The 9,174-nt window shown below is 70.5% G+C and carries 8 protein-coding genes and 1 pseudogene; 2 read left to right on the plus strand and 7 right to left on the minus strand.

What is annotated here, in order from left to right; all coding sequences use genetic code 11:
* Positions 1-132: 132 nt before the first annotated feature.
* Positions 133-1,074 carry a D-alanine--D-alanine ligase family protein gene (locus ETD83_RS35680; protein WP_138649618.1) on the minus strand — a complete coding sequence of 314 codons (942 nt, stop codon included), beginning with the start codon at positions 1,072-1,074 and terminating at the stop codon, positions 133-135.
* A 158-nt stretch (positions 1,075-1,232) separates the two neighbouring features.
* On the minus strand, positions 1,233-2,465 hold the full coding sequence (locus ETD83_RS35685; RefSeq protein WP_138649624.1) for an aminotransferase-like domain-containing protein: 1,233 nt from the start codon (positions 2,463-2,465) through the stop codon (positions 1,233-1,235).
* A gap of 730 nt (positions 2,466-3,195) precedes the next feature.
* Between ETD83_RS35685 and ETD83_RS35690 the strand changes: the two genes are divergently transcribed.
* Positions 3,196-3,813 (plus strand): GNAT family N-acetyltransferase, encoded by a 618-nt coding sequence (locus ETD83_RS35690; RefSeq protein WP_138649619.1) that lies wholly within the window; start codon positions 3,196-3,198, stop codon positions 3,811-3,813.
* 322 nt (positions 3,814-4,135) lie between these two features.
* Here the strand turns inward: ETD83_RS35690 and trxA are convergent, their stop codons facing one another.
* Both trxA and trxB read right to left on the minus strand, forming a co-directional pair.
* The gene (trxA, locus tag ETD83_RS35695) at positions 4,136-4,450 is read right to left on the minus strand and encodes a thioredoxin (RefSeq protein ID WP_138649620.1); all 315 of its coding nucleotides are present in this window, start codon (positions 4,448-4,450) and stop codon (positions 4,136-4,138) included.
* Between the two features lie 214 nt (positions 4,451-4,664).
* Positions 4,665-5,618 (minus strand): thioredoxin-disulfide reductase, encoded by a 954-nt coding sequence (trxB, locus tag ETD83_RS35700; protein WP_138649621.1) that lies wholly within the window; start codon positions 5,616-5,618, stop codon positions 4,665-4,667.
* Between the two features lie 274 nt (positions 5,619-5,892).
* On the opposite strand from trxB, the gene ETD83_RS35705 reads away from it, so the two are divergent.
* A complete protein-coding gene (locus tag ETD83_RS35705) occupies positions 5,893-6,465 on the plus strand; it encodes a dienelactone hydrolase family protein (RefSeq protein WP_138649622.1) in 573 nt (190 codons plus the stop codon).
* Between the two features lie 306 nt (positions 6,466-6,771).
* On the opposite strand, the gene ETD83_RS35710 is transcribed toward ETD83_RS35705, so the two are convergent.
* The 3 genes and pseudogenes from ETD83_RS35710 to ETD83_RS43115 form a co-directional block, all read right to left on the minus strand.
* Complete coding sequence (locus ETD83_RS35710; RefSeq protein ID WP_138649623.1) at positions 6,772-7,551, minus strand: anti-sigma factor family protein; 780 nt, start codon at positions 7,549-7,551, stop codon at positions 6,772-6,774.
* Positions 7,548-8,156: an RNA polymerase sigma factor SigM gene (gene sigM, locus ETD83_RS35715; RefSeq protein ID WP_138649625.1), complete on the minus strand. Its 609-nt coding sequence runs from the start codon at positions 8,154-8,156 to the stop codon at positions 7,548-7,550. The genes ETD83_RS35710 and sigM overlap by 4 nt, the downstream gene beginning before the upstream one ends.
* Positions 8,157-8,336: 180 nt before the next feature.
* Positions 8,337-9,174 (minus strand): annotated as a pseudogene (locus ETD83_RS43115) (hypothetical protein); the annotation flags it as partial.

The raw sequence follows: 9,174 nt of genomic DNA on the forward strand, positions 1-9,174 counted from the left end.
GGGCCATGGGTGTCCGGGAGCGTCGGGCGTCCGAGGGCCGGTGTCGTGGTGCTTGGTGGTTTGGAGGTGTTGGGGTGACGCGGTGTTGGCGACGCCTTGGGACGTCCGTGGCGTGGAGTGAGAGGCGGGGGCTCAGGGGAAGCGTGTGAGGATGAGGTCTCGACAGACTTCACCTAGGTCCAGGCCGGCGACGCTGATGGCGCGGGGGAAGAGGCTGGTTTCCGTCATGCCGGGGGCCACGTTGACTTCGAGGAAATGGACCTCGCCGTCGGGGGAGACGATGAGGTCGGTACGGGAGAGGTCGCGGAGGCCGAGGGCGCGGTGGGCGGTGACGGCGGCGGCGGTGGCGCGGGCGGTGGCGTCCTCGTCGAGGCGGGCCGGGGTGATGAACTCGGTGTCGCCGGCGTCGTAGCGGGCGGTGTAGTCGTAAAGGCCGCCAGGAGCGACGATCTCGACCGCGGGCAGGGCGGTGGGGGTGCCGTCGCGCTCGATGACGCTGACGGAGATCTCGGTGCCGGTGACGTAGCGCTCGACGAGGGCGGCGTCGCCGTAGGCGAAGCAGCCGACCATGGCGGCGGAGAGATCGGCCGCCTCGTGGACGACGGATGCGCCGAGCGCCGAACCACCACGCGTGGGCTTGACGAACAGCGGGAGGCCGAGGCTGCGGATGATGTGGTCCAGGACGGACGAGGCTCCGAGATCGTGGAAGACCTCTTTTGGAAGGGCGACGGAGTCAGGTGTTCGGAGGCCCGCCCGGCGGACGACGGACTTCGCGGTCGGCTTGTCCCACGCGACTCGGCAGGCGTCCGGGCGGGCGCCGACGTAGCGGACGTCCAGGAGTTCGAGGACGTCCCGGATCGAGCCGTCCTCTCCCGCCGCCCCGTGCAGGACGGGGAACACGGCGTCCGGGGGATCGTCGGAGAGGGAGTCCAGGAGCGTCGCGTCCGCGTCGCGGAGCTCGACGGGGATATCGAGGGCGCGCAGCGCCTCCGTGACGCGGCGGCCGGAACGGAGCGAGACCTCCCGCTCGTAGGAGAGTCCGCCGGCCAGGACGACGACATGCCCGAGTTCCACTGCTGATGCCCCTCTAGATGGTGCCGTGACAACGGAACGCACCGGCTCCCCCGCTGGGTGAGCGCCGAGTCGTGCCGTCCGACACGATCATGCCTTCAGGTCCATGCCGAAGACCCGGCGACCCCGTCCGAGAGGCCGGTGCGTTTCACGTGAAACATTCAGACGACGTCCGGCCCCGGGGTTTGCACGCCGGAGGAGGCGCCCGTGGCCGTCCTGCCGAAGGTGTCCCGGAGCTGGATCTCCTGTTCCACGACCGCGGCGAGGCGCCGGACGCCCTCCCGGATCCGATGCGGCTCGGGGAAGCAATAGGACAGGCGCATGTGCCGGTGGCCGGTTCCGTCGGCGTAGAAGCCGGTGCCGGGGACGTAGGCGACGCGTTCGGCGATGGCGCGAGGGGCCATGGCCTTGGCGTCGAGGCCCTCGGGAAGGGTGAGCCAGACGAAGAAGCCGCCTGCGGGACGAGTCCACGTGCAACCGTCCGGCATGAGCTGGTCGAGGGACTCGAGCATCGCGTCGCGTCGCGCCCGGTAGAGCTCGCGGAAGTCCTTGATCTGCTCCTGCCACGGCTGGGTGGCGAGGTACTCGCGGACGGCGAGCTGCGAGAAGTTCGACGGGCACAGGATCGCGGACTCGGCGGCCAGGACGAGCTTGGCCCGTACCGCGTGCGGCGCGAGCACCCAGCCGACCCGGAGGCCGGAGGCGATCGTCTTGGAGAACGAGCCGAGGTAGATGACGTGCTGGGCGTCGTCCGCCCGGAGTGCCCGCATGGGCTCGCCCTCGAAGCCGAGGAGTCCGTACGGGTTGTCCTCGATGACCAGAACGTCGTACTCGGCGCAGATTTCGAGGATCTGGGCGCGGCGCGCGGTGGTGAGGGCGACCCCGGCGGGGTTCTGAAATGTCGGGACGGTGTAGAGGAACTTGACCCGGCGGCCCTGCGCCCGGAGGTCCGCGAGGGTCTCCCGGAGCGCGGCGGGGATGAGGCCGGCCTCGTCGAGTGGGACGTGAACGACGTCGGCCTGGTACGCGGCGAACGTGCCGAGCGCACCCACATAGGACGGGGCCTCGGCGAGGACGACGTCGCCCGGATCCACGAAGATCTTGGTGATGAGGTCGAGCGCCTGCTGGGCGCCGACCGTGACGACGACGTCGTCCGCGGACGCCTGGACGCCCTCCAGCGCCATCACGTCGCAGATGTGCTCACGGAGCTGTTCGTCGCCCTGCGCGGACCCGTACTGGAGCACCTCGGCGCCCTTGCCCGCGACGAGGTCGCCGATCAGCCGGCCCACGGCGTCGAGGGGAAGCGCCGAGACGTACGGCGCCCCGCCCGCGAGCGAGACCACCTCGGGACGGGCGACCATCGCGAACAGAGCCCGGATCTCCGAGGGCACCATGCCGGCGGCACGGGCGGCGTAGCGATCGGTGTAGGCATCCGTACGCGAGTGCTGTTCCACGAGGCACCTCCGAGGTGGAATGGCTTGCCTGCAAACTACGGCATCGGGTGGGGACGCTCCTTGCGAACCCCTGGGCGAGGCGTCCGGAGCGTCGGCCGGTTCGCTTCGTCCGCGAGGGCGTGTCGCCCTGCTGGTTGTGCGATCGGCTCTGCGGTTCGCATGCGAGGGATTGGCGTCCGGACTGGCCGTGTGGGCCGCCGTGCTGCCAGGCCCGTGGAGCGTGGGGACGTGCCACTCGACGGCTCCGGCGCCGCACTGGTCATGTGAGTGCGTCGCCTTGCTGCTTCGTCCGAGTGAGTGGTCATCCGACTGCTCCTGCCGCCTTGCCGAGAGGGTTCCGCCACCCGAGCGGCGCCCCGATGCGCCGCCCCTTGGACGCTGGGTGGTCCGGGTCGGCTGTGCTGCCCGGATAATCCGCGTGGAACCGCTTGTGATGTGTGTCGTCCGACCGTTCTGGTTCGCCCGCGGACGGCGGAGCGTTCAGGTCGGCCGGACGGCGGTTGCTGCGAAGGTGTGCCGAGCCGGGTGGTGGTCCCCTGTCCGATACGATGCCCGAGGGTCCCGGAATGTTGCCGGGAACTTCAGCGGAGCGGCGTTCCGCCCCGAGACAGACGGCCCCGCCAGAGGTTCAGGCTGGCGGGCGAGGATCGCAACAGGGGGTGCCGACCCAGTGTCGCGTCGTCTCGTCAACATCACGCTGGACAATCTGAACGATCTGCCGCACCGCTGCCGCGGCTGCGTGTTCTGGGAACTGGACCCGGTGAGCCGGGACCGCGCGCTGGAGAGCGGCGACTCGGGCTTGGAGAAGGAGGCGTGGATCTCCTCGACCCTGCTGGAGTGGGGCAGCTGCGGCAAGATCGTGTATGTCGACAACGTCCCGGCGGGCTTCGTGATGTACGCGCCGCCGCTGTACGTGCCGCGCTCGGTGGCGTTCCCGACGAGCCCGGTCAGCGCGGACGCGGTGCTGCTGATGACCGCGCACATCCTGCCGGAGTTCGCGGGCGGGGGGCTCGGCCGGATGCTCGTCCAGGGCGTCGCGAAGGACCTCACCCGGCGCGCTGTGAAGGCGATCGAGGCGTTCGGTGATCTGAAGGGTGAGGAGGGCGGGTGCATGGTGCCCGCCGACTATCTGCTTTCGGTCGGGTTCAAGACCGTCCGCCCGCATCACCGGTATCCGCGGCTGCGGCTGGAGTTGAAGTCGGCCCTGTCGTGGCGTGAGGACGTCGAGGTGGCACTGGAACGACTGCTGGGCTCCATGACCCCGGAGGGGGCGCTACGACCCGTCTGAGGCGTTCTGAGCCGGTTCATACGTGTGGCCCGCACTCCGTCCGGAGTGCGGGCCACACGCTTTCGCGCTCGCCGCGGGAGACGACGAGGTCCGGAAGTACGCCGAGCACGATCCGACCGCCCGGCCCCCGGGCCCCGGACCGTCTGGACCGCCATGCACGATCGGGGTGGCTTCGGGTTGGGCGGCGCCGTGACGGGACGCGGGCTCGTGGCGGACGCAACCGTAACGGGACGCGCCCCTGACGGGCGGGCCTCGCACGGACGTCGCCGTGACGGACAGCGCCGTGACGGACGCGGTGCTGGTCAGGTGAGTTCGGCAGGTGTCAGATGAACTCGGCCAGGTCGCGCAGGAGGGCGGCCTTCGGCTTGGCGCCCATGATCTGCTTGACGACCTCCCCGCCCTTGTAGACGTTCATCGTCGGGATCTGCATGACGCCGTACGTCTGCGGCACCTGCGGGTTCTCGTCGATGTTGAGCTTGACGATCTCGAGCTTGTCCCCATGCTCCTTGGAGATCTCTTCGAGGATCGGCGCCACCATCCGGCACGGGCCGCACCACTCCGCCCAGAAGTCGACGAGGACGGGCTTGTCGTTCTCCAGAACCTCGGCTGCGAAGTCGGCGTCGGTCACGGCTTTCATGGCTCTCCTTCTCCTATCGTGCGGGCGGCGGGACGACCCTCCGCCCGATGTTGCCGGACGATCGTGCCCGTCCAGCGAATTCATCGGCCCGGCCCCCGGCCCCGGCCCACGAGCCGCCAGCACAGTGCTTGACCAGGGGCTGATCGCCGCCTGTGTGAGTCATGGCAGGGGTGCGGCTGGTGGGACGAATGTGGCCGGTTGAGAAAGGCGTGGTTCAGGCTTGCGGCACGGTCTCCGCGGCGTCCCGATCCTGGAGCCACCGCTCGGCGTCGATGGCCGCCGAGCAGCCGGTCCCGGCGGCGGTGACGGCCTGACGGTAGATGTGGTCGACGACGTCACCGCAGGCGAACACGCCAGGGACCTTCGTCCTCGTGGTCGGCGCGTCGACGAGCAGGTAACCGTCGGTGTCGGTCTCCAACTGGCCGGCGAACAGTTCGCTGCGCGGGTCGTGCCCGATCGCGATGAACAGCCCGGTGATCTCCAGCGAGGACTGCTCACCGTTCTTGGTGTTGCGGACGGTGACGCTCGTGACCCGGTCGTCGCCGTGGATCGCGGTGACCTCGCTGTCCCACAGGAACTTGATCTTCTCGTTGGCGAACGCCCGGTCCTGCATGATCTTGGACGCGCGCAGCTGGTCGCGGCGGTGGATCACGGTGACGGAACGGGCGAACTTGGTCAGGAAGATCGCCTCCTCCATGGCGGTGTCGCCGCCGCCGACGACCGCGATGTCCTGCTCGCGGAAGAAGAAACCGTCGCAGGTCGCACACCAGGAGACGCCGCGTCCGGAGAGGCGCTTCTCGTCCGGCAGGCCGAGCTCGCGGTAGCCGGACCCGGTCGCCACGATCACGGTCTTGGCCAGGTAGGTCTCGTCACCGACCTTGACGATCTTCGGGTCGGCGGTGAGGTCGACCTCGGTGACGTCGTCGGTGATCAGTTCGGCGCCGAAGCGTTCGGCCTGCTTGCGCAGGTTGTCCATCAGGTCGGGGCCCATGATGCCGTCCGGGAACCCGGGGAAGTTCTCCACGTCGGTGGTGTTCATCAGCGCGCCGCCGGCCGTCACCGAACCCTCGAAGACCAGCGGCTTGAGGTCGCCACGGGCGGCGTAGATGGCGGCCGTATAGCCCGCGGGGCCCGAGCCGATGATGATGACGTTACGGACGTCGCTCACTGTTCTGCCTCTCCTCAATGGCCGTCCTGCCGCGCGACCTGGCCTGCCAATCGCGTCAACCGATCCTAGGCCCCGGGGATTCCCGGCACGCCGCAGCGGCCCCTCCCACCTCCGCCGATCGTCCGGCGGCCGCCGACCCCGGCAGGCTGCAACCGCTGCGGACGGGCTGTTGGCTGGGAGGGGAGCCCTTCCTAACGGGTGGTGCGGTCGCGCTCTTCCGAGGCCGGACGGCTCGGGCCGTTGGGCGTTTCCCGGTGGCCATAGGGTGTGGACCATGGCGCGCGTTCTGCTTCTTCACTCGATGTACGGGCTGCGGCCTGCGGTTCGGCAGGCGGCGGACAGGCTTCGCTCGGCGGGGCACGAGGTTCACGTCCCGGACCTGTACGACGGACGGGTCGTCGACGATCCCGAGGCCGGCATCGAGATCAAGGAGGAGATCGGGCGGGACGAGCTGCTGCGGCGCGCGGTGGCGGCGGCCGCTCCGCTGGTTGGCCACGGCGGTCTCGTGTATGCGGGGTTCTCGCTGGGCGGTTCCCTCGCGCAGAACCTTGCCTTCGCCGACGCGAAGGCGGGCGGGCTGCTGCTGATGCACGGGACGTCCGACATGGCGGACGACGCGTCCACCGAGATCCCGGTGCAGCTGCACGTCGCCGACCCGGACACGTGGGAGCCCGCCGACTGGCTGAACGCCTGGTATCTGCGGATGCGGAAGGCGGGCGCGGACGTGGAGGTCTTCCGCTACCGGGGCGCCGGACACCTGTTCACCGACCTGGACCTGCCCGATTACGACGCCGAGGCCGCCGACCGGGCCTGGACGATCGCGCTGGAATTCCTCGCAACCCTCTGACCGATCACCCCTTGACCGCCCGTCCTTCTGACCGGACGGTGCTGCGGCTCGCCGCCCTCTGGCCGATCGGGCCCCTCGTCCGCCGCACTCCCGGCCTCTCATCCCCTTGACCAGTCGGTCCAGCGCCCCGGACTGCCAGCTCTGGCTCGTCGGCCCGCTGAGCCTGAACATGGGGCGGACAGAGCGCGGATCAGGAGAGGCAAGAGAGGCAAGAGAGGCAGGAGAAGCACGAGAAGCAGGCAGGGGCAAGGGGAAGGCCATGGACGGTGGCGGGTCGCCGGTGTCCATGGCCTTCGGGGTTTGTGGTCAGGCGTTCTTTATGTTCTTCAGCACGTGCTGGTTCTGGGCCGAGCATTCGGGGCCGACGACCCACACGTTCAGCTTGCCGGGCGTGTCGCCGGGGACGGCGATGACGGTCGCCGGGTTGCCTTCGTACTCGGCCTGGTCGACGAGGACGGGTTTGCGTTCGCCGGCGAGGCCGAGGACGCAGTCGCGGAGCCGCGTGTCCGGCGCGTCGGCGGCGCTGAGCTTCTGGTTGCCAGCCACGACCTGGCCGACCTGGGCGGCGAGCGTCCCGGCGCGGTAGTCGGTGCCGCTGCGCGCGACCGCGAACGCGGGTGCCGGCGCCGCGTTCGGCGCCATGCCGCCGCTCTCCTGCTGGCTTCCGGTGATGCCGGAGCGCGCGTTGTCCTGCGGTGGGGCCGACGCCGACCCTTGCTCGCCGTTCGTGTTGTCCAGGGCGATCGTCCCGACCGCCGCTCCGCCGCCGAGCACGACCACGGCCGCGGCGGCGGCCGACAGGATCCGCCAATGCCGCCTTCCACGCCGTTCCTCCAGGCTCACCACGGCCGCGGTGTTCAGCGACTCCGCGGCGATGGCGGTGTCGATGCGGTCGGCCAGTTCGGCGGGCATGGACGGCGCGGGAGCCTCCGCCAGGATCCGGGACACGTCCGTAAGGTCGGCGGACAGGTCGCGGCAGTCGGCGCAGGTGTCGAGGTGCGCGCTGACGGAGGCGGCTTGGTCGTCTTCGAGCAGCCCTTCGGCCAGATCGGCCAGGACGTCGTAGTCAAGGTGTGCGGGGTTCACTTGGGCATGCCACCTCCTTCCACACCTCCGACGTTTTTGGGTTCCCGTCGGTTCCGGTGATGGCCGAGAAGGGGGGCGAGCCTGGCGCGTCCCCGCGCGCACCGGCTCTTGATCGTGCCGGGTGGGACCTCCATGACCTGCGCGGCGTCGTCGACGGAGTAGCCCATCATGTCGACGAGGATGAGCGCGGCGCGCTGCTCGAACGGCAGCTGCCCGAGCGCGCTGTGGACGTCGAGGGACACGCCGTGCGCGTCCGTCGGGTCGGGCATCTTCGGCGCGACGGCGTCGAACGTGGCGTCGTCGCCCATCGGTGTCGCCGGGCGGACGGACTTGCGCCTGACGCGGTCCAGGCAGGCGTTCACGACGATCCGGTGGAGCCAGGTGGTGACGGCGGCGTCCCCGCGGAACCGGTCGGCCGCGCGGAACGCCGAAAGGCAGGCGTCCTGCAGCGCGTCCGCGGCCTCCTCGGGGTCGCCGAGCGTGCGCAGAGCGACGGCCCACATGCGGTCCCGGTGGCGGTGGACGAGTTCGGCGAAGGCGTGCGGGTCCCCCTGGGCATGGCGGGCGAGGAGCTCCTTGTCGGGAACCTCGTCGACGCGACGCATGCTCACCGACGTCATGAGCGACCGCTTTCTCGTTCGGAACGCCCGGGACGTGCCGGGTATCCGCGTCCGGCTGCTGGGGTAGGCACCACAGGTTCCTGGGGGCGAAGGGACATCTGCTTACAGGCACGATACAGACATGCGCCGCTCCACGTCACAGCCCTCGCGCGGCACGGAACGGGCTCAGCCGGCGGCCCCGTAGACGCTGATCTCGCCGAGCTTGCCCTTGTAGGACGAGGGAAGCCTGGTGAACCAGACGAGCACGTACTGACCGGTGGCCTGCGGGTTCGCCACGACGGTCAGCTCGCCGCCGTTGGCGGGCTGCTGGCCGATCTCCTGGAGGGCGGTCGGGTTCTGCGCGTTCCCGACCTTGACCTGCAGCATCCCGCCGGTCTCGGGCGACTGGACCTTCACGTTGGCGATCTTGACGGGGCGGCCCAGGTCGAGCAGGACGCCGAGGCCCTTCGAGTAGTTGCCGAAGTGGGCGTCGTGGTAGCTCTGCGTCTCCCACTTGCCGGCGGGGGACCCGTCGATGACGGACTGGAGGTTCTTGCCGATCGCGGTGTCCGGATGGTCGGCGCGCGACTGCTGCGCCGGGGCGATGTTCACCACGTCGAGCTTCACCGTTTGGGGCTTGGGCGGCGCGCTCGTCTGGCCCTGGTCGGTGACGCCGTTGCCCTTGGGGTCGTCGCCGCCGCCGGACAGTGCCCAGACGCCGAGGCCGACGATGACGGTGAGCGCGGCCGCGGCGACGCCGAGGAGCGCGCGGTTGCCGCCTGGACGGCGGGGAGCGCCATGCCCGCCGCCGCGCCCGCCGTGCGAACCGTGGCCGTGCGCGGGCGCCGTGCGGGTGGACGTGGACGCCTGCGGGGGCGGGACGTCGTGCCGGTTGCGCACCCGCGGGGGCGGGACGTGCGACGATGCCGACTGCTCGCCCGCGGGCGAGTGATGCGGCTGCGGGGACGCGGACGTCGCCGCCCTGGAACGGCGGCGGGGCGTCCCGTGCGGAGCGGGCCTGGAC

Origin of the sequence: Actinomadura soli, assembly GCF_005889715.1 — a bacterium.
Taxonomy (GTDB): Bacteria; Actinomycetota; Actinomycetes; order Streptosporangiales; family Streptosporangiaceae; genus Spirillospora; species Spirillospora soli.

What these genes read in the sequence shown, in the direction of transcription:
- ETD83_RS35685 (WP_138649624.1), bottom strand. Translation starts at nt 2,465, where the DNA reads ATGGTGCCCTCGGAGATCCGGGCTCTGTTCGCGATGGTCGCCCGTCCC.
- trxA (WP_138649620.1), bottom strand. Translation starts at nt 4,450, where the DNA reads ATGAAAGCCGTGACCGACGCCGACTTCGCAGCCGAGGTTCTGGAGAAC.
- ETD83_RS35705 (WP_138649622.1), top strand. Translation starts at nt 5,893, where the DNA reads ATGGCGCGCGTTCTGCTTCTTCACTCGATGTACGGGCTGCGGCCTGCG.
- sigM (WP_138649625.1), bottom strand. Translation starts at nt 8,156, where the DNA reads ATGCGTCGCGTCGACGAGGTTCCCGACAAGGAGCTCCTCGCCCGCCAT.